Annotated in this window: 18 protein-coding genes; 9 read left to right on the forward strand and 9 right to left on the reverse strand. The window is 69.4% G+C overall.

Going from position 1 to position 23,760, the window contains the following annotated elements; genetic code table 11:
* Positions 1-23: 23 nt before the first annotated feature.
* Positions 24-1,838: a sensor domain-containing diguanylate cyclase gene (locus Acy02nite_RS11550; protein WP_239174630.1), complete on the reverse strand. Its 1,815-nt coding sequence runs from the start codon at positions 1,836-1,838 to the stop codon at positions 24-26.
* Positions 1,839-2,067: 229 nt separating this feature from the next.
* On the opposite strand from Acy02nite_RS11550, the gene Acy02nite_RS11555 reads away from it, so the two are divergent.
* A complete protein-coding gene (locus Acy02nite_RS11555; protein WP_203739957.1) occupies positions 2,068-2,397 on the forward strand; it encodes a hypothetical protein in 330 nt (109 codons plus the stop codon).
* Between the two features lie 90 nt (positions 2,398-2,487).
* Positions 2,488-3,756, forward strand: coding sequence for a hypothetical protein (locus Acy02nite_RS11560; protein WP_203739958.1), 1,269 nt, complete (start codon positions 2,488-2,490; stop codon positions 3,754-3,756).
* A 339-nt stretch (positions 3,757-4,095) separates the two neighbouring features.
* On the opposite strand, the gene Acy02nite_RS11565 is transcribed toward Acy02nite_RS11560, so the two are convergent.
* The 3 genes from Acy02nite_RS11565 to Acy02nite_RS11575 form a co-directional block, all read right to left on the reverse strand.
* Positions 4,096-4,920, reverse strand: coding sequence for a S1 family peptidase (locus Acy02nite_RS11565; RefSeq protein ID WP_203739959.1), 825 nt, complete (start codon positions 4,918-4,920; stop codon positions 4,096-4,098).
* A gap of 244 nt (positions 4,921-5,164) precedes the next feature.
* On the reverse strand, positions 5,165-5,380 hold the full coding sequence (locus tag Acy02nite_RS11570) for a DUF397 domain-containing protein (protein ID WP_203740113.1): 216 nt from the start codon (positions 5,378-5,380) through the stop codon (positions 5,165-5,167).
* A 41-nt stretch (positions 5,381-5,421) separates the two neighbouring features.
* Positions 5,422-6,270 carry a helix-turn-helix domain-containing protein gene (locus Acy02nite_RS11575; RefSeq protein WP_203739960.1) on the reverse strand — a complete coding sequence of 283 codons (849 nt, stop codon included), beginning with the start codon at positions 6,268-6,270 and terminating at the stop codon, positions 5,422-5,424.
* Positions 6,271-6,512: 242 nt separating this feature from the next.
* On the opposite strand from Acy02nite_RS11575, the gene Acy02nite_RS11580 reads away from it, so the two are divergent.
* Genes Acy02nite_RS11580 through Acy02nite_RS11590 form a run of 3 tightly spaced genes read left to right on the forward strand, consistent with a single transcriptional unit; the run spans position 6,513 to position 9,399 of the window.
* A complete protein-coding gene (locus Acy02nite_RS11580; RefSeq protein WP_239174584.1) occupies positions 6,513-7,163 on the forward strand; it encodes a GOLPH3/VPS74 family protein in 651 nt (216 codons plus the stop codon).
* 59 nt (positions 7,164-7,222) lie between these two features.
* Positions 7,223-8,767 (forward strand): APC family permease, encoded by a 1,545-nt coding sequence (locus tag Acy02nite_RS11585; RefSeq protein ID WP_203740115.1) that lies wholly within the window; start codon positions 7,223-7,225, stop codon positions 8,765-8,767.
* An 11-nt stretch (positions 8,768-8,778) separates the two neighbouring features.
* A complete protein-coding gene (locus Acy02nite_RS11590) occupies positions 8,779-9,399 on the forward strand; it encodes a GNAT family N-acetyltransferase (protein WP_203739961.1) in 621 nt (206 codons plus the stop codon).
* Between the two features lie 4 nt (positions 9,400-9,403).
* On the opposite strand, the gene Acy02nite_RS11595 is transcribed toward Acy02nite_RS11590, so the two are convergent.
* The 4 genes from Acy02nite_RS11595 to Acy02nite_RS11610 form a co-directional block, all read right to left on the reverse strand.
* Positions 9,404-9,958: a hypothetical protein gene (locus tag Acy02nite_RS11595; RefSeq protein ID WP_203739962.1), complete on the reverse strand. Its 555-nt coding sequence runs from the start codon at positions 9,956-9,958 to the stop codon at positions 9,404-9,406.
* Positions 9,959-10,516: 558 nt separating this feature from the next.
* On the reverse strand, positions 10,517-10,927 hold the full coding sequence (locus tag Acy02nite_RS11600) for a hypothetical protein (RefSeq protein WP_203739963.1): 411 nt from the start codon (positions 10,925-10,927) through the stop codon (positions 10,517-10,519).
* A 177-nt stretch (positions 10,928-11,104) separates the two neighbouring features.
* Positions 11,105-14,014 carry a glycoside hydrolase family 3 protein gene (locus Acy02nite_RS11605; RefSeq protein WP_203739964.1) on the reverse strand — a complete coding sequence of 970 codons (2,910 nt, stop codon included), beginning with the start codon at positions 14,012-14,014 and terminating at the stop codon, positions 11,105-11,107.
* A 203-nt stretch (positions 14,015-14,217) separates the two neighbouring features.
* On the reverse strand, positions 14,218-15,279 hold the full coding sequence (locus Acy02nite_RS11610) for an ROK family transcriptional regulator (protein WP_239174586.1): 1,062 nt from the start codon (positions 15,277-15,279) through the stop codon (positions 14,218-14,220).
* Between the two features lie 238 nt (positions 15,280-15,517).
* Here Acy02nite_RS11610 and Acy02nite_RS11615 point away from each other — a divergent pair, with 238 nt between their 5' ends.
* From Acy02nite_RS11615 to Acy02nite_RS11625, 3 genes are all read left to right on the forward strand, one after another.
* Entirely contained in the window at positions 15,518-17,176 is a 1,659-nt protein-coding gene (locus Acy02nite_RS11615; protein ID WP_203739966.1) for an extracellular solute-binding protein, read from the forward strand.
* A 62-nt stretch (positions 17,177-17,238) separates the two neighbouring features.
* Entirely contained in the window at positions 17,239-18,165 is a 927-nt protein-coding gene (locus Acy02nite_RS11620; protein ID WP_239174588.1) for an ABC transporter permease, read from the forward strand.
* Complete coding sequence (locus Acy02nite_RS11625; protein ID WP_203739968.1) at positions 18,162-19,103, forward strand: carbohydrate ABC transporter permease; 942 nt, start codon at positions 18,162-18,164, stop codon at positions 19,101-19,103. Before Acy02nite_RS11620 ends, Acy02nite_RS11625 begins: the two co-directional genes overlap by 4 nt.
* A 374-nt stretch (positions 19,104-19,477) precedes the next feature.
* Here Acy02nite_RS11625 and Acy02nite_RS11630 read toward each other — a convergent pair whose 3' ends face one another.
* Entirely contained in the window at positions 19,478-21,688 is a 2,211-nt protein-coding gene (locus Acy02nite_RS11630; protein ID WP_203739969.1) for a glycosyl hydrolase family 95 catalytic domain-containing protein, read from the reverse strand.
* Positions 21,689-21,733: 45 nt separating this feature from the next.
* Here Acy02nite_RS11630 and Acy02nite_RS11635 point away from each other — a divergent pair, with 45 nt between their 5' ends.
* Entirely contained in the window at positions 21,734-23,752 is a 2,019-nt protein-coding gene (locus tag Acy02nite_RS11635; protein WP_203739970.1) for a beta-galactosidase, read from the forward strand.
* Positions 23,753-23,760 lie beyond the last annotated feature (8 nt).

The raw sequence follows: 23,760 nt of genomic DNA on the forward strand, positions 1-23,760 counted from the left end.
CCCGTCGGGTCGTGGGGCGCGGGTCAGGGAAGCGTGGCTTTACGGCGGTGCTTGCGTTGGTACATCGCGGCGTCCGCCTCCCGCAGCAACCGGTCGCCCTCGCCGGCTCCGCCGGAGGCGACGCCGACGCTGGCGCCCACGGTCAGCCACCGATCGCCGATCATCATGGGCTCGGCGATGACCGCGGTGATCCGCTCGGCGAGCGTCGCGGCCTCCTGGGGGCCGGTCCCGGGCAGCAGCACCGCGAACTCGTCCCCGCCGAGCCGGGCCGCCACCTCGCCGGCGCCGAGCAGCCCGGTCAGCCGGTCCGCGACCATCACCAGCACCTGATCGCCGGTGTGGTGCCCGTACCGGTCGTTGATCGCCTTGAACCCGTCCAGATCGATCAGCAGCATGCCGATCGTGCCCCGGTCCGCGCCCGCCGCCTCGTCGATCCGGCGCTGCAGAAGGACCCGGTTCGCCAGCCCGGTCAGCGCGTCGTGCGTCGCCTGCCGCCGCAACTCGTCGTGCAGGGCGCGGGTCTCGCCGGCGTCGCGGACGTTCAGCACGAAGCCACGGATGCTCGGGTTGTGATGCATGTCGGTGCTGACCACGTCCAGCCACCGGTACGTCCCGTCGGCATGCCGCCACCGCACCTGGATCGGCACCCCGGTGCCCGGGCTGGCCAGCAGCAACTCGGTGTGCAGGTGCACCTCCGGCAGGTCGTCGGGGTGCGTGCGGTCCGGCAGCGACGTGCCGATCAGCTCCGCCGGGTCGACGCCGAGAATCTGCCGGGCGGCCGGGCCGGCGTACTTCACGACGCCGTCGCTGTGCAGCACGACGGTCAGGTCGGACGTGTTCTGCACCAGCGCCTGGAACCACTCCCGCTGCTGATCCAACTCGGTCATCAGGCGCTCGTTGTCGCGCACCGCGGAGAGCTGCCGGGCCAGCACCAGCGCCGTGATCACCACCGCACCGATCGCCACCCCCCAGGTACGCAGGTCGGGCGCGCCGGTGCGCAGCGCGTACATCACCAGCAGCTGGGTCGCCATCACCGCGACGTACGGCAGGACACTCGGCCGTTGCGCGACCCGCCGGGTCCGATCGGGGTCCACGGGCCGGGTCTGCACCAGCTGCAGCCGCAACGTGGCCAGGATGATCACGCACGGGACGAGCTGCACCACGTACATCAGCTGCGGGTCGGCATCGGCGCCGATCAGCACCCCGGCGACCGCCGCGCCCAGCGCCGTTCCGGCCAGGCCGAAGCAGCCGAGCACCCCGGCAAACCGGGCGAACGGCGCCGTCCCGCTGAAGATCAGCTTGAGCACGCCGAACGCGATCAGCAGCATCACCACGGCGGTCGCGGCGGCACCCCAGCGATCGATCGCCTGCTGCCCGCTCAACTGGTTCGCCAGCAGGAAGTACCAGAGGAACGCGGCCAGGCCGGTGAGCACGGTCGCGGCGTCCAGCCACAGCCGCAACCGTTGCCGGCCCTCGCCGCCGAGCGGATGGCGCAGCGTGGCGACGACGACGATCATCATGCCCGTCACCACGAAGGCGGTCTGGACGACACTCACCTGGGAACCGGCTCCGGCGTACGTCGTCACGGTCTGGAAGCCGTCACCGATCGCGCACGCCGAGCAGGCGGCGACCACCGCGCGCCAGAACCGCCGCCCGGCCGGCGGGACGTCCGGATGCTTCGCCAACTGCCAGGCGAAACAGACGTCCAGTACGTCGATGACCGTCTGTGCCGTCCACGACGTCGCGTTGCCGCCCAGCCCGGTCAGGAACAGCGGAACCAGGAGCAGGCCACCGAGCACGACGGCGAGCAGCACGGGGTCGCCGGCCTGTCTGCGCATGCTCACTCCCGCTCCTCCTGGAAGTCTCCAGGTCCGAACGGTCCCATCGGCGCGCGGCGGCCGGACGTGAGCAACTCCTCCAACTGGGTCTCAGCACCTGTTCCGAGCCGGCCGGAAATCCCCCGCACTGTCCCGAACCGCGCCCGTGGGCCGCCACCTGCGGGTGAACCCGGGCGCTCGGCGCGCCGCGTCCCGCGGCCGGCCGAGGCGGGCGATTACCTTGACAGCCATGACGACGACCGCGCACCGCACCTCGGTGTTCCGGTCGTTGCCCGCGCTCCTGGCGCTGCTGCTGGCCTTCTTCGCGGCTCCCGCGAGCCCGGCCGGTTTCGCACCCGTCGCCCACAGCGCCTCCGTTTCCGCCGCGGCCGCCGTCTCCAGCGCGTCCGCCACCTCCGCCGCGCCGGCCGCCACCCAGGCCCCCGCCCCGGCCGAGGTCACCGCACGGCCCGTCGAGCCGGTCTCCGGCAGCCCCGTCACCGACCGCACGCGCGTGGAGTTCGCGCAGCGCTCGGCCGGGGTCACGGGTTCACGCGCACCGCCCCGCACCGCCGCCTGAACCCTGGAGAACGGCCGTCCGTCGGTCGTTCCGGGGTCGCGTGCACGTGCCCGGCCAGCGGAATCCCAGACGAGCGGAGCGGAACATCTCATGAACATGGTTGCCGAAATGCTGCTGCACGAGCCGGCCCCGGTAGCGATCTGGGCCGTCCTGTGGCTCGCCACCGTACCGGCCATGGTGGTCCTCGCCAGCCCGGCCGGCGTCCGCAACCCGGGCCGTGCGCTCCTCGACGCATGTACGTTTTTGATCGGCCGCCCGCTCCGCCGCCGACCGCTCCCGGAGCCGGCCTTCGCCGACTTCTTCGCCACGGATCCCGCCTCCGCGACCGGCATCTCCTACACCGCCTTCGCCGCCGAGATCGCCGATGAGGGCAGCCCTTGCGCCGCCACCGCTCCGGCCGGCGGAGTCCCCGCCACGCCGGCCACCTCCATTTCCCGGGCCGCTCCCGTTCCGGCGGTGGCTCCCGGCTCGGCGTCCGCCGCCACTTCCGCGGATCGGGCTCCGCTCACGAATCCTTTTCCCGCCGTCTCCGGCCCCATTTCCGCGAATCCCTCGTCGTCCGTCGAATCGATTTCCGGCCGGCTCGACGCCGTTTCTGCTCCGGCGGGTGCTGCTGCGGACGGTGCTGCCGCAGCAGGTCCGGCCGCGGACGGCGAGTGGGCGGACCGGCGTACGCCGGAAGGCGCCGACCACGAGGCCGGCCGGCGCTCGCGGCTGGGCCGACTCCTGTACCGGGCCGCGAAGCGCCGGGAAGAACGTCTGCGCCGCGAGGCCGAGGCGATCCGGTCGGTCCGCTACGCCGACGAGGTGCGGATCGCGGCGGAGAGCGCCGGGTACGCCGCCGACCGCTGGCAGGAGCACTGGGAAGCCGCCGCCGAACGTGTCGACGCCACGTTCCGCGCCTGGCAGGCGGCCGACTCGCGGGCGCGGCGCAGCCGGCAGGCGGCCGCGTTCCACACGCCGGTCACCGAGCAGAGCCCGGCCGAGTACGCCGATCGCGAGCGCTTCCTGCACCTGGCCGTCCGCGCCGCCGCCGAACGCGGTGAGCTGCCGACCAGCGCCGTGGCCGACGCCCTCACCGGCCGCGGCGGCTGGGACGCCCGCCTGCACCCGGTCGACCAGGAGCTGATCATCCAGCGGGCTTCCGCCGCCCATCTGGAAGCCGTCTGGAACCGCGCGGTGGAGGAGGAGGCGAGGGCCTGGCACGACTGCCAGACGTCCCGCCGGAACTGGCAGAGCCTCTGCCAGGAGGCCATCCTGGCCGAGGCCCACGCCGCGACGGTCCACCACCTGCTGCCGCCCGAGCCGGTCACCGCGCCGCCCGCACCCCACCCCGTGGTCGTCGCCCAGATCGCCTGACCCCTTTTCTGCTCGCTGCTCGCTGCTCGCTCGCTGCTCGCTACGGCCGGCGCGTTTCTGATCGGCACGGCGTACACCCGCTACCGGAGCGCCCGCGACGCCGCGCGATGACGATTCGTGTGCCGCATCGACCGGCTGCCGCCGTACGCACATGAATGTCCGAATGTCGATGACCGTGAGCGGCATTCCGGGCCGGGTCTCCGGGAATCGATGAATGTGCGGCGCGCCCCGCACCGGCCCGCGATTTCTCCGCTCGGAAAGCGGGTCGCGGTCGGCGGTGCGGGGCGCGCCGGGGTCCTCGTGCCCGGCCGGGGGACCTCCGGCCGGGCACGAAGGGGGCTACGGCTTGGTCAGCAGGCAGCCCGATTTGGTGAGATCGATGGTCCGGGTGCTGGTCAGACAGGTGGTGAACCAGTACGTCTGCTCGCCGTAGCTCTGGCCCTGGTACACGTGCGTGGTGCCGTTCGCGTCGACCTCGCACGGGTTGTTCAGGGTGCACCTCTCGCCGTCGTCGTTGCCGGTGTTGTTGATGCCGATGATCTGTCCGCTGTTCGCGTCGACGATCGGGGAGCCGGACGTGCCGTGAATGGTGTCGCAGTCGGCGTTGTAACGGATCGAGTCACGCCAGGTCCACTCGTCCTCGCGGAGGGTGGGTACGAAGCTGTCGATCTTGCAGTTCCAGATCCGCTTCCAGTAGCTCGACGGGATGCTCATGCTGGCGCCCGCGGCCGGGTGGCTCGCCGAGATGGTCAGCGGGGCCGCGCCGTAGCTGCTGGACAGCGTCGCGTACGTGCTGGTCAGCCGATACAGCGTGACATCGGTGCCGGTCATCGTCGCGTAGAGGATGCGGTCGGCGCGGACCGTGGCGAGCGCGCGGCCGCTGCTGTTGAGCAGAGTGCCGGAGCGGCTGCTGGTGCGGTTCTGCAGAACGGTGCCGGCGGGGATCAGGCCACCCTCGTAGCAGTGTCCGTTCGTGAGCATCATGGCCCGGTCGGTGCTGACCGAGGTGGGGTAGCGGACCAGCGAGGCGGAGCAGTTGCTCAGGGCGATCGTGTTGGCGAGGGTCACCGCGCTGACGGCCTGGGCCGGGGTGGGGCCGGCGAGGGCTGCGGTGGTGGCCGCGACGGCGGCGGCCATGACGGCGACTGCGCGACGTAGGCGCATGCGGGGGTCGTCCCTTCCTGTGAGGTGACGGAGCCCAGCCGAGTGGGCGGGGATCGTCACCGCGGGTCTGACGGTGCCCGTACCCTCGCATCGGCTTACTTCTATGTCAACGGTCATGAATCCTGACCGGGAACGACCATGCAGAAAGCCGCAACACCCGGATGGGTGTTGCGGCTTCCCTTTCAGATCATGCACCGAAGAAGTTCAGCGGGACCCTTCCGTCGGTGCGAGCCTATCGGTAGGCTCACGGGGCGATATCGAATTCGCCGTCCTTGGCAGAGTCCACGAAGGCGGTCCACTCCGCCTGCGTGAACATGAGAGCTGGGCCTGTCCGGTTCTTACTGTCACGGACGGCGATTCCCTCATCGAGCATTGCGACTTCGACGCAATTGTTGCCGCCGTTGCCGTTGCTGCGACTGCCTTTTCTCCAGACGGCACCCTTGAGCTGGTGCGCGAGCAACTCGTGCACCTCCCTCCAATATGAGAGCGTTTCGGGAGTCGCTAAGCGCCGAGCAGAGTCTCGATCATCTTAATGGTGGTGCGATGGTCGAGCGCTCTCGTGCTCAATCGCTCGAACTCCTGCCTGTACCGGGCAACCTCATTCGGCTGCTCCTCGTAGTAGTCTCCCGCAATGCCTTCGAGGTAGACAACATCCAAATGGGTGGTATCCCGGTATTCCAAAAGGGTGACGGCGCCGCCCAGGAACGAATGTTCACCGGCGCCGAACGGCAAGATCTGCAATGAGATATTTGGCAATTTAGCTATCTCAATCAAATGCTCGAGCTGGGCGTTCATCACATCTTCGCCACCGATCACGCGGCGCACCGTCGCCTCGTCGATGATCAGGGCCAGCTCCAGCGGGTGCTCGCCGCGCAGCCGGCTCTGCCGCGTCAGTCGCAGCGAGATACGCCGGTCGATGCGCTGCGGGGGGTCGGCCGAACGACCGGTACTGATCAGTGCCCGCATGTACGCCTCGGTCTGCAACAGGCCGGGCAGGATGATCGGTTCCCAGCACCGCATCGACGTCGCGGCCGCCTCCATGCCCACGAAGTTCCCCGGGCGCATGATGTCCTTGTAGTCGGTCCACCAGCTGCGCTCCCGCGAGGAGCGGGCCAGCTCGACCAGAGCCTCCCGGTACTCCTCGTCCTCGACCCGGTAGAGGGTCAGTAGATCTCGGACATCGCGCGGCGTCACGGCGACCCGGGCCGTCTCGATCCGGGTGACCTTCGCGGAATGCCACTCGAAATGCCGTGACACGTCCTGCTGGGTCAGATGGGCCGCCTCGCGGCATCGCTTGAGTTCCACCCCGAGTCGGCGGCGGCGCAGTGTCGGACCCTCAATATCGGACACCTAAGACTCCCTAAAGGTGCTGAGGAGGCTGATATTACGAGTGTTCCTCATGATCCGGTAACCCTCATTCATGATCGACAATTGATGATCACCGAAGGAGGGTGCTGAGCAGCGGGGCCTGAATAAGAAGTCTAGTACTTCTTGCATTGACCTTGCTGTTGGGGACATGATGCCGAAGACATCGAGTTCTGTCTTGTTCAAGACATAGGCGAAGTGATCATTGGAACTGGCGTCTAAGGGGCGTGGCGCAAGTGTTGGCTGACCAGTACTACCTGATCGCACACGAGGACCGTACCGGGCGGTCCAGGCTACATCCCCGTGCGACCGGCCTGGGGCTGGCCGCCGCATTACTCTCCGAGCTGGTCCTCGAAGGCCGCATCGGCGTCACCGACGGCGACCTGTTCGTCATTGATCAGCATCCGCCGCGCGATGCGCTGTCGCACGACATTCTCGATCTCCTTTGTGCGCAATCGCAGCATCGTGACGTGCATACCTGGCTGGCATTCCTCGCGCAGGATTCGGCGTTGCGGGTCGCCGAGCGGCTGATCCGGGTCGGTGCTGTCGAGGCGATCACCCGGCGCCGGATGCTCGGGGGCACACAGACGCTCTACATGCCCAACACGGCCCGCCAGCGCAACGCCGCGGCCTGGGCCTCGACCCGGATCGCCAACATGCTGGTACGAGGCATGGAATTGAGTGTCGCCGACCGGATCCTTGTCGGCATCGTGGTCGCCACCGGGCTCACCCGGCACGTGATGTACGGGTTCGAGATGTACCCGCACATCTACCACGCTCTGCCCAGCATGATCGCCTCATTGCCCGACGACCTGCGGGAATTGGTCGAGTGCACTGAGTCGTCGGTGGGCTCCGCACTTGCGGTGGGGCGCAGGTGAGCCGGGGCAGGCATCAGCGCCGCCGCGACAACTACGAACAGTGGGCCGGCCGCGTCCTGATGGAGCAGCGCCGTTCCACCGTGGCGGGACCCGATCTGATCAGCAGCGCCCTGGCTCGCAACCGGCTCGGCATCCCCTCGGTGGTGTTCTTCGGGGTGGCCGGCGCGGCGCCGCTCACCGTGGTCATCGGCGGCATCTCGACCGTCTACGCGGTGATCAGCGGCTCGGTCGCGGCACCGGTGGTGTACCTGGTGGTCGCCGCGATCCTGTCGCTGTTCACCGTGGGCTTCGTGGCGATGAGCCGGCACATAGTCAACTCCGGCGCGTTCTACTCCTACATCAGCCAGGGTTTCGGCCGGGTGCTGGGCGTCGCGGCCGCGTTCGTCGCACTTCCCGCGTACTCGATGATGCAGATCGGCCTGTTCGGGCTCTTCGGGGTGGTCACCTCGAGTGTGCTGGCAGGCCTGGGCATACAAACATCCTGGGTGCCGTGCGCCCTGGTGGGCTGGGCCCTGGTCGCGGTGCTCGGCGTGCTCTGGGTCGATCTCAGCGGCAAGGTGCTCGGCGTGCTGCTCGCACTCGAGATAGCCGTTGTCGTCATCTACGACTCGGTGATGATCGGCAACCCGGCCGGCGGTTCGGTCAGCTTCACCACACTCAATCCGGTGCAGCTGCTGACGCCCGAGGTCGCCGCCATGCTGGTGCTGGCGATCGCAGGATTCGTCGGCTTCGAGGCGACCGTGGTGCTCTCCGAGGAGGCGAAGGACCCGAAGCAGACCATCGCCCGGGCGACGCACATCTCGGTCATCATCGCGGGCCTGCTCCTCGGCATCTCAGCCTGGGCGATGTCGGTCAGCACCGGTCCGGCCCGGATCGTCGCGGTGGCTCAGCAGGAGAAGACGAACCTGGTTTTCGCGCTGGTCGGGCCACACGTACCAGAGATCCTGGTGTCCATCGGCTACGTGCTCTTCATCACCAGTATCTTCGCCGCGCTGCTGGCCTTCCATGCCGCCGTCGCGCGGTACCAGTTCTCGCTGGGCCGGGAAGGCGTGCTGCCGAGCGTGTGGGGATACACCCATCCGCGGACCGGAGCTCCCGTGGTCGGCTCGATCGCGCAGAGCGTGCTGGCTCTCGGCGTGATCGTCCTCTACTCGTTCATCAACGCTGACCCGCTGGTGTACCTGTTCGCCTGGCTGACGACCATCGGCGGCCTGGGCGTGCTGATCCTGATGTGGGCGGCGTCCGCGGCGGTCATCGCGTTCTTCTTCAAGAACCCGGGCAGGGAGAACATCTGGCGATCGAAGGTCGCGCCGGTGCTCGCGTTCTTCATGCTCAGCCTGGTGCTGGACGCGACCGTGATCGGGCTCGGCGACATCCTGCAGGTGCCGGTGGGCTCCACCTTCCGCTGGATCTTCCCGGTGGGTTACGCCGTGGCCGCGGTGCTCGGCATGGGGTGGGCGCTCATCATGCGCCGTACCAGGCCGCATGCCTACGCGGTGATCGGGCGTGGCGGTGACGGCCGTGCGCTCATCGAGCTTCCCGAGCCGGCCCGCCCGCACTCGCATTCCGTTCCTGTCAACAGTCAGATGCCGTCGATCAGGTAGGGACAACTTCCATGACGTACGCCATCCAGGATCTTGTGATCAGGCATGTGTCGCCACTGGACACCGCCGAGATCACCGAGCTCGTGGCCGACGCGATGTGGGACGGGCCGGTCGCCCGTTGGCTCCACCCGGACCCGATGATGCGGCGCCGGAACGCGTCCCGATACTTCGAGATCTTCGTCGACTACGCGGTTCAGTACGGCGAGGTGTACAGCACCTCGGATGCGGAGACCGGGCGGATGGCCGGCGTAGCGCTGTGGTTCCCGCTGACGTCGCTGATCCCGCCACCGGCCGACTATGACCGGCGGGTCAAGGAGGCGAGCGAGGACGCACACGACCGCGTGCTGAAACTGGATGCTGCGCTCGAAGCCCACCATCCGCTCGATCCGCATCACTACCTGGCGTTCCTGGCCGTGCGTCCGAGCCGGCAGAACCGCGGCATCGGTGGCGCGCTTCTGGACCGGCATCACGCCCGGCTCGACAGTGCGGGCATCCCCGCCTACCTGGAGGCGAACGACCCGCGTAACCGGGATCTCTACCTTCGTCACGGCTACCAGGTCCGGACCGTGATCGACCTACCGGACGGCCCCCCGCTCTGGGCTATGTGGAGGCAGCCTATGGCCCGAATCTGAGAGCTCAGGCGGCAGCTGGGAACTCGTAGGACCAGAACTGCTCCTCGTCCATCCGTTCGACGCGAATCACCCCGCGTGCGAATCGGCTGAGGATCCGTTCGGTGGCCTTGCCCATGTTCCGCTTGCTGTCGTTGTATCGGCAGAAGTCGAGAGCGATCATGCCGTTGTTGGCGGAAGCGGTGTGGTACATCGCCTCCATCAGCTCGAGCAGGGCGCGGGATCCACGGGCCGCACGGTCGACCGCTACAAAGCCGGCGTACCAGATCCTTCGACCCTGATAGAGCTCGGGCCAGCGGCGCTCGAAGTACTCCGGTGAGATGAGAGGCATCGCCCGCAGGTCGCTGCTGAAGGTGGACAACCCGCAGAGCGTGCCGTCGTCGTCGTAGCAGAGGTACTTGTCGATCCGCAGGTCGCGCATGACCTCGTCGAATTCGGATCGGTACATGAGGTGTCGTTGTACCGCAAGGGAGCGCATCTCTCCGAGTGCTCGCTCGTAGAGTTCCCACGCGGCCACGTGCATCTCTTCATCGGTGATCTCGTCGATGACCTTGATCTGCATGGCTGCCCCGCTTCATCGCACTTATGTCGATCGATGACAGTTGACCAACAGAGTACGAAGTTCGATAGCCCCGGGACAATGCGTTCCCGGTAAATCAGTGTGCCAAATTCCAGAAAGGAGGGTCATTAGCGGAACGGTATGCAACTTGCAAATCAGCAGGTTGAAGGCCATGTCGAACCCGATCGATCTCCCGCCCGAATGGTTCCAGGAAAGGTTCGGTATTCCGTGGATCGGCCTTTTTGCGGAATACTCCGAGTACTGGACTCCGTGCGCTGAACGCGGAGTGTTCACCTATGTGCGACCTGGCGGGATTCCTTCGACGACGGAACGGGTCCGGCGCGGCTGGACACTGCGGGCCATCCCGGCAAGGCGTTAGTCCCCCCGCCGCCGAGATGGTCCGCATCCATGTCCGCCGCTTGATGTGGTCGGGCGGGCAGCCGAGATCCGTCCCCTACGCCGACGCGCCCCTCCGAGAAGTACGACGCCACGTCTCCCGGACCGCACACGCCCGTCCGTGGCTGGGTACCGCGGCCGGTGGGGCCACGGCAGGGCCACCGATCAGAGGACGGATGCGCGGCGGTTCCGGATCGCCGTGGCGATCACGGACGCGATCAGCGTGGCCAGGCCGAGACCGAGGAACAGCAGGACCGTGCCGACGCCATAGAGCCCCGTGTCGTCCTGAGAGGCCGCGGTCACGGTCCAGGCCGCGGTGAACGCCACGGTCAGCGCGACCGAGACGAACACCGGCCGGACACCAAACGCCACCGCACCCGCGAAGACCGCCAGCAGGGTCAGGGCGCAACCGATCACCTGCCAGGCCTCGTAGGGCCCACTAACGGTCGCGGTGTCCGAATCCGTCTGATACTGCACGTCCCAGCCCATCCAGCCGAACCAGCTGAGCGCGGCGAGGACGGCGACCGCGACGGTGCCGCCGGCCTGCGTCAGTGGCCGAGTGCCAGCAGACGTCATCGTTGCCTCCCCGGGATCGGCTTGCGCCACGACTATGTCAGACGAACGACCCTGCCGTCGGCAGTCTTTCTCCGGCTGTGGACAACGCGACGGCTGTGGACAACGCGACGGCTGTGGACAACGCGACGGCTGTGGACGACAAGGGCGGGACGGCCTGTGGAAAACTCCGGCGGCGCGTCAGGAGAAGGCTAGGGTTGCCACCGCGATGCCGGGCTGGTCGAAGACGACGAAGACATCGTGAACGCCACCGACCGGGCCGATCGGCGCCCGTGCGGAGGCGACGTCGAGACGGCCTTCGGCCCGCGGAATCGTGAGGATCGCCAGGACAGGTCCGGTGAGCGGATCGTCCAGGCGCAGGGTGACGGTGGCACTGTCGCCGGCGGAATCAGTGAACGACACCACCTCGGACGGCATGACCGGCAGATCAGTGGAGGGAGTGGATCCCATGGAGGCCAGCGCGGAGACCTGCTGAAGGCCGCCGTCCAGATCGACGTCGGCGAAGACGGCCCAGGCGCCCGGGGCGACGCTGCGCAGCGCTTCGCCGGGGTCCAGGCTGATCGCGACGGGCGTCGTCCCGGCGTACGCATCGTTGTCGATCAGCCGCAAGCCGGAGCGGGCCGTGCGTGGCGGGATCACCTCGCCGCGGACGCGCAGCGTCGTGGTCAACGCCCAGTCGAGGCTGGAACGGCCGACGGCGATGGTGTGCGCCGCCTGCTCGACCACCCAGCGGGAACGCGTGACGTCCCAGAACGCCAGCTCGGCGACGTCCAGGGTGAACGAGACGCGGGTCCGTTCGCCGGGGGCCAGATGCACGCGCCGATGATCGCGCAGGCGGCGTAACGGCTGCTTGACGCGGGAGTGCTGCTGCCGGGTGTAGAGCTGCACGACCTCGTCGCCGGGGCGCGTGCCGGCGTTGACGACGTCGACGCTGACCGTGACCGCGGCGGCCGGGCCCACCGCGAGCCCGCTCGCAACGGAGGTGGGAGGGGAGGGGGAGGGCCCCGAAGTGGTGAGCCGGAGATCGGCGTACCGGAACTCGGTGTAACTGAGTCCGTGACCGAACGGGAACAGCGGAGTCCCGCGGTAGTACAGATAGGTGGCGTCCGTCGCGATGATGTCGTAGTCGAGCAGCTCCGGCAGTTCGCTGTCGTCGGTGTACCAGGTCTGCGTCAGCCGCCCGGACGGCTCGGCCCCGAGCAGCACGTCAGCGAGCGCCGCCCCGTGCTCCTGCCCACCGTGCGCGGACCACACGATGGCCGGCAGGTGCTGCTCGGCCCAGCCGATCGCGAAGGGATAACTACTGGTCAGCACCAGGACGGTACGAGGATTGGCCGCCTGAACCGCCCGCATCAGCTCGTCCTGGGCGCCGGGCAGGTCCAGGTCCCGGCGGTCGATCGTCTCCCGCCCGCAGACCATCGGGTGGCTGCCCAGCGCCAGCACCACGACGTCGGCGGAGGCCGCCACCGCCGCGGCCGCGGTCACGCCGTCGATCAGCACGTCGACGGTGAACACGGTGGCGTCCGTGAGGTCCGGGGCGCCGGGTCGCACCAGCCCGTCCGTGCCGGCCCGCAGGAAGCGCCCGGTCTGCAGGTGCCGCAGGGCCACCCCGCCGCCGACCGGCTCGAACGTGAAGGTCTCCTTGACCTCCCAGCCGTTCGGCCCGGGCTGGTCGTTGCGCAGCACCTGCCCGTCGAAGCCGACGCACAGCCCGTTGGCGACGGCACGCAGCGAGATCGTCTCCTGCCCCCAGTCGAGGACGTCGAAGAGCGCGGCGTCCGGTGTGCCGTCGACCGCGTCCACTCGCAGCCCGTCGCCGGAGACGACCAGGGTGCCGCCCGCGCCGCGCAACACGATCCGGTCGACGCCCTCGTGGAACAGGACGTCACCGAGGGAGGAGCGCAGGGTCCGGCGGTACGGCGGGGTCCCGCTGTACCAGTCGTCGAAGACGGCGTCGCCGAGCGGCCCGATCACCGCGATCCGCCCGGCTGTGGCCCGGTCCAGCGGCAGGATGCCGTCGTTGCTGAGCAGCACGATCGAGGCGCGCGCCGCTTCCCGGGCGAGCCGGCGGTGCTCCGCGCAGTCGATAACTTCGGGGCCGGTGGCGCGGTAGGGGTCTTCCGCGGGGTTGAACTCGCCGAGCCGGATCCGCACGGACAGGATGTGCCGCACCGCCGCGTCCACGTCGGACTCGCTGATCAGCCCGCGTTCCAGCGCCGAGGTGAGCCGGGCGATCGTCGGTGCGGCGTCGTCGCCGTTCTCGGTCACGCAGTCGATGCCGGCTCGCAGCGCGGCCGCGAACCCGGCCACGTGGTCGTCCTCCCAGTGCTGGTCACCGGCGATGTTGTGGACCGCGTACGCGTCACCGACCACCATCAGGTCGTCCGGGGACCACCCGCGCAGCACGTCGTCGACGAGCGGGCTCAGATGGGCAGGCCGCCCGTTGATCAGGTTGTAGGACGCCATCACCGCGACCGCGGCGCCCGCCTCGATCGCCGGGCGGAAGGCCGGCAGCTCGTATTCGTGCAGCACCCGTGGGGGCAGGTTACTGCTGGTCAGGCACCGGTCGGTCTCGTTGTTGTAGGCCAGGAAGTGTTTGAGGGTCGGCGCGGTCCGCAGCCACTGCGGGTGGTCGCCGCGCAGCCCGCCCGCGTACGCGGTGCTCAGCACCCCGGTCAGCCACGGGTCCTCGGAGAAACCCTCCTCGTTGCGGCCCCACCGGGGGTCACGCAGGAGGTTCACGACGGGCGCCCAGACGTTGAGGCCGACGCGTTCCGGGTCGGCGTGGTGCATGGCGCGCACCTCGGTGCCGACCGCTTCGCCGACGCGGCGGAGCAGGTCCGGGTTCCAGCTGCTGGCGAGGCCGATCGGCTGGGGGAAGACGGTGGCCGTGCCGAGCCAGGCGACGCCGTGCAGCGCTTCGGTGCCGGTGCGGAAGCCGGCCATGCCGAGCGCGGGGACGGGCGCCTGGTGCTGGTGGAGCAGGGCGATCTTCTCGGCCGTGCTGAGCCGGGCGAGCAGGTCGCCGACCCGGGTGTCGAGCTTCTGCTGCGGGTCGCGAAAGACGACGCGAGAGGGGGATTCGGTCATCACAACGTGTTCCTTCGGGGCCGTGCCCGATCGTTGGAGCGCTCCCAGGGGCAGGTGTCGAAGCGCTTCGACGATGGGGCGAAGAGATCCACGCGAGTGGTTTCGCGAATGTTTCGGACGAAGTTCCCTGAGGCTCGCACCCTCGTCAGGACTAGGTCAAGGTGCGGCACACATGTTTGGTCATCGATCGTTACATCGATGAATCAGCCGACCGGCTGCGGGATCCGTCCGATGTCGACCTGATCAAGATGGGCCACGGCGCCGCCCAGGGCGGCCGCGTGCAGGCCCAGGGTGGACGCCACCACGCGTACCGCCGAGGCCTTGCCGTGCCGGCTCAGCTCGGCGCGGGCGGCGGGGATCAGCCACTCGGCCAGGGTGGCGAAATGGTCACCGAGAATCATCACTTCCGGGTTGATCAGGTTCGTCAGTACGGCCAGGCCCTGGCCGAGGTAACTGCCGGTGTGCGCCAGGGTGGCCAGGGCCACGGCGTCACCGGCGCGGGCACGGGCGGCGACCTGCTCCACCGCCGGCCCGAGGTCGATCAGCGCGGACGGATCAAAATCGGGCAGCGCGCGCTTGACCAGGGTCTCGATCCCGGCCTGGTCCTGCAACGTGGGGGAGCCGGCCGGGCCCAGCGTGAAACCACCGAGCCGGCCGCCGCGCCGGACATGGCCGTCCAGGATCAGGCCGGCCTCCAGACCGGCGGCGCCCGAGATGTAGGCGAGATCGCCACCGGGCCGGCCGGCCTGTCGTTGTTCGGCGACGGCGGCCAGCACCGCGTGGTGGGCGACGGTGACGACCAGGTCCTTCTGCCGCAGCGAGCCGGCGATCAGGTCGCGCAGGTCGGGCGAGGGCACCGCCACGGTGAGTCCCAGCAGATGGCGGCCGTGCTGGCGCACCCGCGACGCGGCCCGCTGGGCGAGCGCCACGATCTCGCTGTTCATCCGGCGGGGCTCGAACGCGCGGTGCCACAACAGCAGTTGATCACCCGCGTAGTCCACGGCCAGGGCTGTCAGCTGCCCCGGCGAGACCTGGATGCCGATCGCCGCGTACGCCGAACCGTCCAGCGTCAGCGCGGTCGCCGGTCGCCCGATCCGGTTCCCGCTCAACCCGGTCTCGCGCAGCAGCCGATGGGCGATCAGGTCGCCGGTCAGGCTGGAGACGGTCGCCTTGGTCAAGCCGGTCGACGCCGCGATCGCGGCCCGGGAGCTGGGCCCGTGCGCACGCAGATGACGCAGCACCACGGCGAGATTGGTGGTGCGCACGTCAGCGAAATCTGCCGGCTGGGGTTCCGCCCGGGTGGTGGTCAAGTCAAGCTCCGCTCTCCGGTCGCCGGCTCCGTGCTGTGAACAATCTTGCCGTATCCCGTCGTGGGTGCGCTCCCAGCGGCATCTTGTCGCGCCGGACCGCGTCAGTTAGCTTGTCTTCGATGCACTTAGTTTAGAGCTTGGACAAACTAAAGCCTAGAAAGACTGTCAAGTCACATAGGAAGGCAGGTGCGCCGTGGGCGCGTCTACGAGCAGGCGTACTTTCCTGGGTCTGGCCGGTCTGGGCGCGGCCTCGATCGCGGGACTGGGAGCACTGGAGGGCTGCAGCAAGAAGCCCGGCTCCACGGGCACCGCCACCAACGCCGACCAGGCCGCCGGCGTCGTCCCGACGTTCAAGGACTCCACCCTGGTCGCGCCGGACATCAAGGGCATCCGCCCGATGGCCGACGGCTACGTGAAGTACCCGGCGACCCTCGTCGACGCGGTCACCGAGAAGGCGATCACCAGCGGCAAGCCGGTCACCGCGACCACCCCGTGGTGGGGTCCGGCCCCGCCGGCCTCGAACAAGTACGTCGAAGCGGTCGGCGCCGACCTGGGCGGGACGATCACGTTCAGCGTGCAGGACGGCACCACGTACGGCGACAAGCTGAACACCATGCTCGGCGCCCGTGACGTGCCCGACCTGACCTGCATCCCGGGCTGGGAGATCAACAAGCTGGCGCGGTTCTCGGACGGCGTGCACGTGCTGTTCGAGGACCTGACGCCCTACCTGGCCGGGGACAAGGCGAACGCGTACCCGCTGCTGGCCGGCCTGGACACGGCCGCCTGGAAGGACTCGGTCTGGGGCGGCAAGCTGATGGGCGTCCCGTTCCCCACCGACTCGCCCTACCCGACCGCGCTCTACATCCGGCAGGACGTCGCCGACCAGCGCGGCATCGCCGCCCCGACCGACCTCGACTCGCTCTACGAGTTCGGCAAGAAGTTCACCAACCCGGACAAGGGCGAGTGGGCGTTCGGCGACATCTTCCAGGAGGTCCTGCAGATCACCGGGAACCCCGGCTCGCAGAACGGCTGGTTCAAGACCGCCGACGGCAAGGTCCAGCACCGCTACGAGACCCCGCAGTACAAGCGCGCGGTCGAGTGGATGGCCCGGATCTACTCCGAGAAGCTGATCCACCCCGACCTGGCCAGCAGCAAGGGCGCTGACGTGACCACGCTCTTCAAGGGCGGCAAGATCTTCTCGTACGCCACGGGTCTGGGCTCCTGGAAGGAGACGCAGCGCGAGAAGACCCGGGAGGGCAAGGGCTTCAACATGCAGGCGGTCAAGGTGTTCGGGGCGGACGCGAGCACGCCGCCGGTGCGCTGGGGCGGCACGCCGTCGATCATGTGGACCTTCATCAAGAAGGGGCAGGGCGAGGAGCGGACCAAGGAACTGCTGCGCGTGCTCAACTACACCGCGGCGCCGTTCGGCACCAAGGAGTGGGAGCTGCAGAACTACGGCGTCGAGGGCACGCACTTCACCCGGGACGCGAGCGGCGCGCCGAAGACCAACGAGACCTTCACCAAGGAGTTCGCCAACCAGTTCATCTTCATCGGCGGCCGTCCCGCCGTGGTGGTCAGCGACCCCGACCTGCCGAACTACGCGAAGGACATGGTCGGCTGGGGCAACGACGCGACCAAGTACCTGGAGAAGAACCCGTGGGAGGGCATCAAGGTCGAGGTGCCGACCGAACAGGCGGCGATCGAGCAGCCCACCCAGGACAAGGTCACCGACATCATGCGCGGCCGGCGCCCGCTGTCCGACTTCGACAAGGTCGTCCAGGAGTGGAAGGCCGCCGGCGGTGACAAGGCGCGCGACTTCTACGCCAAGGTGCTGGCGGACAACGGCCGATGAGCTCGCCCTCAGTGGTGGGGACCGCGGTCACACCCCGTACCAAGGAAGCGGTCTCTTCCCGGATGTCAGTCGCGGCGCGTTTGCGTCGCGACTGGCCGCTCATCCTGATGTGCATCCCGGCGATGCTGCTGCTGGCGGTCTTCCACTACCTGCCCGCCCTCGGCAACGTCATCGCGTTCCAGGACTACAACCCGTTCGCCGGTGATTCGCCGGTGCAGGCGTTCCTCCACAGCGAGTGGATCGGTTTCGGGAACTTCCAGTATCTGTTCGAGACCCCGGCGTTCTGGGACTCGGTCCGCAACACGCTCGGGATCACCGCGTTCCAGCTGGTGTTCTACTTCCCGATCCCGATCCTGCTGGCGATGCTGCTGAACAGCATCATGTCGCCGCGGATCCGCTCGCTGGTGCAGAGCGTCGTCTACCTGCCGCACTTCTTCAGCTGGGTGCTGGTCGTCTCGCTGTTCCAGATGATGCTGGGCGGCGCCGGCCTGATCGCGCAGACCGCGCGGGAGGCCGGCTTCACCGCGCCCGATTTCATGACGAACCCGGACACGTTCTACTTCCTGATCACCTCCCAGGCGATCTGGAAGGACGCCGGCTGGGGCATGATCGTCTTCCTGGCCGCGCTCGCCGCGATCGACCCGAACCTCTACGAGGCGGCCGCGGCCGACGGGGCCGGGCGCGGGCGGCGGTTCTGGCACGTCACCCTGCCCGGCCTGCGCCCGGTCATCGTGCTGCTGCTGATCCTGCGGCTCGGCGACGCGCTCAACGTCGGCTTCGAGCAGTTCTACCTGCAACGCGAGGCGGTCGGGCGGGACGCCTCCGAGGTGCTCGACACCTTCGTCTACTACCAGGGCATCTCGGTCCAGCAGTGGGGCGTCGGTGCGGCCGCGGGCCTGTTCAAGGCCCTGGTCGGGCTGCTGCTCATCGTGGGCGCCAACAAGGTCGCCCACAAGCTCGGCGAGCAAGGGATCTACGCGAAGAAATGACCACTCTGGCGCAACTGAAACCGCGGCGGCCCAGCGGACGGCCGGTGTGGGAGGAGAAACCGTCCCGGCTCGGCCAGCTCGGCAAGGGCACGGTCATCGCGATCATCATCGCGGTCGTCGTCGTGCCGCTCTGGGTCGTCGTCGTCACCAGCCTGTCCTCGACCGAGACGATCAACAGCGCCGGCGGGTACGTCTTCCTCCCGCGCGAGTTCAATCCCTCCGCGTACATCGTGATCTTCCAGGGCGGCCAGGTGACCGACGCGGTCCTGGTCAGCACGATCGTGACGGTGATCGGCACGGCGGTGAGCCTGAGCGTGACGGTGCTCGCGGCGTACGGGCTCTCCCGCACCGGCACGCTGCTGCACCGGCCGATCCTGTTCTACTTCCTGCTCACCTTCCTGATCTATCCCGGCATGATCCCGAGCTACCTCGTGGTGACCGGTCTCGGACTCAAGGACAACCTGCTCGCCCTGGTCCTGCCCGCCGCGGTGAGCGCCTTCAACCTGGTCGTGCTGCGCGCGTTCTTCATGGGCATCCCGACCGAGCTGCTGGACAGCGCGCGCATCGACGGCGCCGGCGAGTTCCGCATCCTGTTCCGCATCGTGCTGCCGCTGTCGAAAGCGGTCACCGCGGTCGTCGGGCTGTTCTACGCGGTCGGTTACTGGAACACGTTCTTCAACGCGGTGCTCTACCTCGACCGCAACGATCTCCAGCCGGTCCAGCGGGTGCTCCAGATGTTCATCCTCGCCGGCCAGTCACCCACCAACGCGGGCGCCGGAACGGTCGTCCACCTGCCCGGCATCGGCTACACCGCGCCGCCGAACCTCGCGATCAAGATGGCCGTCGTGGTGGTGACGCTGGTGCCCGCGCTGATCATCTACCCCTTCGTGCAGCGGCACTTCACCAAGGGCGTGATCGTCGGGGCGATCAAAGGCTGACGCCTGCGGCGCCGAGACTGCCGCCGGGTGGTTCCGGATCCCAGCTCCGGTTCCGCCCGGGCGGTTCTCGTCCTTCCTGATTTGCCCGTACGGCGTGAGATGCCGCCCGCCGTGGGGCCGCGCGGGGCCGCGGATTGCTCACGGTCGTGGCGCGGCGCCAAGCTGCGGCCGGGCAGAGTTGATCGGGGCGGAGCCGATCGGGGCAGAGCGATCCGGGCAGAGCCCACCCTCCCTGGGGGATAGCCACCACTTCCCATTCTCGCAGGTCAGGCGAAGATCATGTCGGCGGCCTGTGGACAACCGCCCACTGTGGATAACTCAGATCGGGCCGCCGGAACCGGGATGATGGGCAGGCGCGATCGGCCGGCAGCAACTCACCGGTCGAGGCGCAACCGACGCGGTGCTCCGGGTGAAAGGGAGATCGACATGGTGCCGGCAGGCCACGTGACGACGACGGTTCTGGCGAGTGCCGAGGTCAGGGTGACCTCCAGCGAGCCGGGGCCCCAGGTGAGATCGACCCGGACCGGGCCGCGGGCGATCAGGCCGCGGATGCCCCCGGCCGGCCACGCCGCGGGCAGGGCGGGCAGCAGTTGCAGACGCGCCACACCGTCCGGTCCGACGTCCCTGCTGGCCAGCAGCATCGCGGCGACCAGGGCCGGAAACGCGCCGGCCAGGTCCACGTTGAACATGTGGTCGCGGTTGTGGGTGGGCACCAGGTTCGGCCGCCAATACGCGTCGGACAACCGGGTCAGCGCGGCGTGTGCCTCCGCGGCGAGGCCCAGGCGGGCGGCGGCCACGCCGAGCAGCCCCAGGCCGTACCCCATCTCGTCGGAAGCCTCGCTCAACCACCACCGCAGGCGTCTGCGCACCGTCGTCACCGCGGCGGCGTGCAGCTCCGGGTCGTCGAGGAGCTCCGGGTCGCCGCCGTAGTACAGCGGGTAGAGGTGGCTGCAGTGCCGATGCTCGTGGTTGTCGCCGAAGCGCGGGTCGAGCCATTCGGCCAGCTCACCGGCGTCCGTGACCCGGTAGGGCGGTAACGCGTCCAGCAGCGCTCGCCACCGGTGCGCCAGCGGGTTCTGCCCGTCGAGGCTGAGCAGCGCGCGCAGCACGTCACCCGCAGCCCGCACGTCCAGTGTCGCATCCACAGTGGCCTGCGAGCCGGTGGTGGACGGATGGTTCTCCGGCGAGTAGGACGGGCTGAACCTGGCCCGGCCGTCGACGATCTCCGCGAAGGCGAGGTGGAACTCGGCGACCTCGCGCAGGTAGGGCAGGGCGCGGTCGCGCAGGAAGGAGACGTCCGCCGTGTGCTGCCAGTGTTCCAGGTGGAGCCGGCCGAGCCAGGCGGCGCCGGCCGTCCAGAACGTCAGGCACCAGATCGGGCCGAAATGGTTCTGCCGCCCGTGCGTGCCGAGATGGGCGGGCGCGTAGAGGCCGGGCAGTCCGTAGAGGCGGCGGGCGTTCTCGCGCAGGTCCGCACGAAGGGAGTCGAGCAGGTCGAAGAGCGCCGGCATGAGCTCGGGCGTGCCGGTGGTGTGCACCGCGAGCAGTGCGGCTTGAAGGTTTCCGTCGATGGTCCAGCCGCTGCGCCACGGCGGTGAGTACGTGCCGCTCCAGACGCCCTGCAGTGTCGGCGGGCGGGATCCGGTGCTGCTGATGATCGCGTAACGGCCGGCGTCGAAGAGCTCCTCGGTGCGCTGATCGGGAAGGGAGAGGTGGACCCGGTCGTACAGCCGGCCGTGGATCCTGACGTGCTCGGCGAGCACGGTGTCGAAGTCCGGCATCTCGCGCAATGCCGAAGAGTCCAGACCGGGGGTGGTCCGAGCCGCGATCACCACCCCGTTCGCGGTACGCCAGGAGCGCGCCGTGACGGTGTATCCGTCGAGCGCGCCCGGCCAGTGCGCGTCGCGGAACCGCGCGGTCAGCGTGAGAGCGTCGCCGGACCCGGTCACGGTGACGTCGATCGGGCGCTCCGGAGTTCCGGCGATCGGGGTCAGGGACAGCGTGCCGTGGCATCCGGTGACCCGGATGAACAGCGTGTCGGCCGCACGGGAGAGGAACGACTCGCAGGTGACCCCGGTCCACTGCTGAAGGACCACGCCGGTGCGGAAATCGGTGCGACGTGCCCACCCGGCGCCGGGGCGGTCCGGGGTGAACGTCAAGGTCGCCGTGCCGATCAGCGGATCGATCCAGCGCGTCCCGGCGTAGCCCGGATGCTCAGCGATCGCGAGGTCGCAGACCTCGGTGGCGGCTCGGGCGTAGTGGCCGTCCGCCAGTAACCGGCGTAGCCGGGGCAGAGCGGCGGCGGTCGCCGGTGCGGGGAGCGGCTCGGTGATCGGCTGGAAGACGTCCTCGTGGGCGAGGGTGAACCGGAGTGCCGCCGGGGAGCCGTAACAGAGCGCGCCCTGACGGCCGTTGCCGGTGATCAGCGCGTGCTCCCAGTCCTCGGTCATGAGCGCGGAGCCGAGGTCCGGATCGGGGCCGGGGCCGCAGTTCCGGCCCGGGTCGGAGCTCAGGCCGCAGGCGGAGGCGGTGGGGGAGGGGAGGGGGCCCCTGAGCGAGACGAGCGGATTGACGGCGCTGGGCACGGTGCCTACTTTGTTCAGGGACAAAACTAAAGTCAAGGCGGTGCGATGCTGTTCTTCGGTGGCGACTACAACCCCGAGCAGTGGCCGGAGCAGCTCTGGGCCGAGGACGTCGCACTGATGCGTCAGGCCGGCGTCACGATGGTCTCGCTCGGCGTCTTCGCCTGGTCGCACCTGGAGCCGTCGGAGGGCCGCTTCGAGTTCGGATGGCTCGACCGGATCATGGACCGCCTGCACGACGGCGGGATCCGGGTCGCGCTCGCCACCCCGACCGCCTCCCCGCCGCCGTGGTTCTCGCTGGCGCACCCGGAGGGGCTGCCGGTGACCGCGGACGGTGTCCGGCTGACGCACGGGAGCCGGGACACGTACTGCGTCTCCGCGCCGGCCTATCGCGAGGCGGCCCGCCGCATCGCCGCTGAGCTGGCCGGTCGCTATGCGCGGCATCCGGCGCTGGCGCTCTGGCACGTGCACAACGAGTACGGGACGGACTGCCGTTGCGATCTGACCGCGGCGGCGTTCCGGTCGTGGTTGCAGAAGAGGCACGGCGGCCTGGACGCGCTGAACGAGGCGTGGACCACGGCGTTCTGGAGTCAGCGCTACTCGGACTGGGCGCAGATCCTGCCGCCGCGGGCCACCCAGTACCTGCCGAATCCGGCGCACGTGCTGGATTTCCGGCGTTTCCTGTCGGACGAGTTGCTGGGGGCGTTCGTCGAGCAACGGGACCTGCTGCGGCAGGCGTGTCCGGAGGTGCCGATCACGACGAACTTCGTGCAGGGCGGCTGGGTGAGCGTGGACCACGCGCGCTGGGCGGCCGAGGTGGATGTCGTCGCGGTCGATCACTATCCGGCCGGGGCCGACGGCGGGGGTGAGGCGGAGACGGCGTTCGGCGGAGACCTGGCGCGCGGCTGGGCCGCCGGCCGGGGTGAGGCGGAGACGACGTCCGGGGACCTGGCGCGCGGCTGGGCCGGCGGAGAGTGGCTGCTGATGGAGACCGCGCCGAACCTGATCTACACGCCGGGGCGGATGCACGCCAAGGAGCCCGGACGGCTGACCAGGCACAGCCTCAGCTATGTGGCTCGCGGGTCGCGCGGGGCGATGTACTTCCAGTGGCGGCAGCCGCGCGGCGGGGCGGAGCTGTTCCACTCGGCGCTGGTGCCGCATGCCGGCCCGGACAGTCCGGTGTTCCGGGAGGCGGTGGGGCTGGGCCGGGCGTTGCAGTCGCTGGCGCCCCAGGCCGGTGGTGCGGTGCCGGCGCGCACGGCGGTGAGCTGGGACGCGCCGTCGTGGTGGGCGCTGCAGGGCGGCGGGTTGCCTGCCGCGGACATCGACTACCTGGCGGCCGTGCAGCAGGTGCACCGGGCGCTGTACCGGTCGGGCGTCGCCACCGACTTCGTGTTCCCGGGGCAGGACGGCTTCGGCGCGCGGCTCACGGCGTACACAATCGTGTTCTTGCCGCATCTGTTCCTGGTCTCGGACGAGAGCGCGGCGGCGTTGCGGGAGTTCGTCGCGGGTGGCGGGCATCTGGTGGTGGGGCATCTGAGTGGGATCGCGGACCCGGCGGGGCGGGTGCGGCTCGGTGGCTATCCCGGCGCGTTCCGCGACTTCCTGGGGGTACGGGTGGTGGAGTGGCGTCCGCTCGCCCCCGGCACGACCATCGCGCTGGACAACGGTGACCAGGGTGTCTGCTGGAGCGAGCGGGTGGAGACGGCCGGCGCCGAGACGGTCGTCCGGTATGCCGGGGATGTGCTGGCGGGCGCGCCGGCGATCACCCGGAACCGGTTCGGCAGGGGCGTGGCCTGGTACGTCTCGCCCGGGCTCGGCGACGACGCGCTGCGCCGGCTGGTGGACCGGGTGACCGCCGAGGCAGGGGTGACGCCGGTGCTGCCCGGGCTGCCGCCGGAGATGGAGGCGGTCCGGCGGGGTGACCTGTTGTTCCTGTTCAACCATGGTGAGGCGCCGGGGACGGTCCCGTTGCCCGGGCCGGGAACGAACGCGCTGACCGGGCGTGCGCTGCCGGGCCCGGTGACGGTGCAGCCCGGCGGGGTGATCGTGTGGCGAGGTGAGTGACACTGGGC

It is taken from the genome of Actinoplanes cyaneus, assembly GCF_016862095.1.
Classification (GTDB): domain Bacteria; phylum Actinomycetota; class Actinomycetes; order Mycobacteriales; family Micromonosporaceae; genus Actinoplanes; species Actinoplanes cyaneus.

Coding starts and splice junctions, on each gene's coding strand:
- Acy02nite_RS11600 (WP_203739963.1), bottom strand. CDS start 10,927: ATGACGTCTGCTGGCACTCGGCCACTGACGCAGGCCGGCGGCACCGTC.
- Acy02nite_RS11565 (WP_203739959.1), bottom strand. CDS start 4,920: ATGCGCCTACGTCGCGCAGTCGCCGTCATGGCCGCCGCCGTCGCGGCC.
- Acy02nite_RS11560 (WP_203739958.1), top strand. CDS start 2,488: ATGAACATGGTTGCCGAAATGCTGCTGCACGAGCCGGCCCCGGTAGCG.
- Acy02nite_RS11585 (WP_203740115.1), top strand. CDS start 7,223: ATGGAGCAGCGCCGTTCCACCGTGGCGGGACCCGATCTGATCAGCAGC.
- Acy02nite_RS11595 (WP_203739962.1), bottom strand. CDS start 9,958: ATGCAGATCAAGGTCATCGACGAGATCACCGATGAAGAGATGCACGTG.
- Acy02nite_RS11620 (WP_239174588.1), top strand. CDS start 17,239: ATGTCAGTCGCGGCGCGTTTGCGTCGCGACTGGCCGCTCATCCTGATG.
- Acy02nite_RS11605 (WP_203739964.1), bottom strand. CDS start 14,014: ATGACCGAATCCCCCTCTCGCGTCGTCTTTCGCGACCCGCAGCAGAAG.
- Acy02nite_RS11550 (WP_239174630.1), bottom strand. CDS start 1,838: ATGCGCAGACAGGCCGGCGACCCCGTGCTGCTCGCCGTCGTGCTCGGT.
- Acy02nite_RS11555 (WP_203739957.1), top strand. CDS start 2,068: ATGACGACGACCGCGCACCGCACCTCGGTGTTCCGGTCGTTGCCCGCG.
- Acy02nite_RS11625 (WP_203739968.1), top strand. CDS start 18,162: ATGACCACTCTGGCGCAACTGAAACCGCGGCGGCCCAGCGGACGGCCG.
- Acy02nite_RS11635 (WP_203739970.1), top strand. CDS start 21,734: ATGCTGTTCTTCGGTGGCGACTACAACCCCGAGCAGTGGCCGGAGCAG.
- Acy02nite_RS11590 (WP_203739961.1), top strand. CDS start 8,779: ATGACGTACGCCATCCAGGATCTTGTGATCAGGCATGTGTCGCCACTG.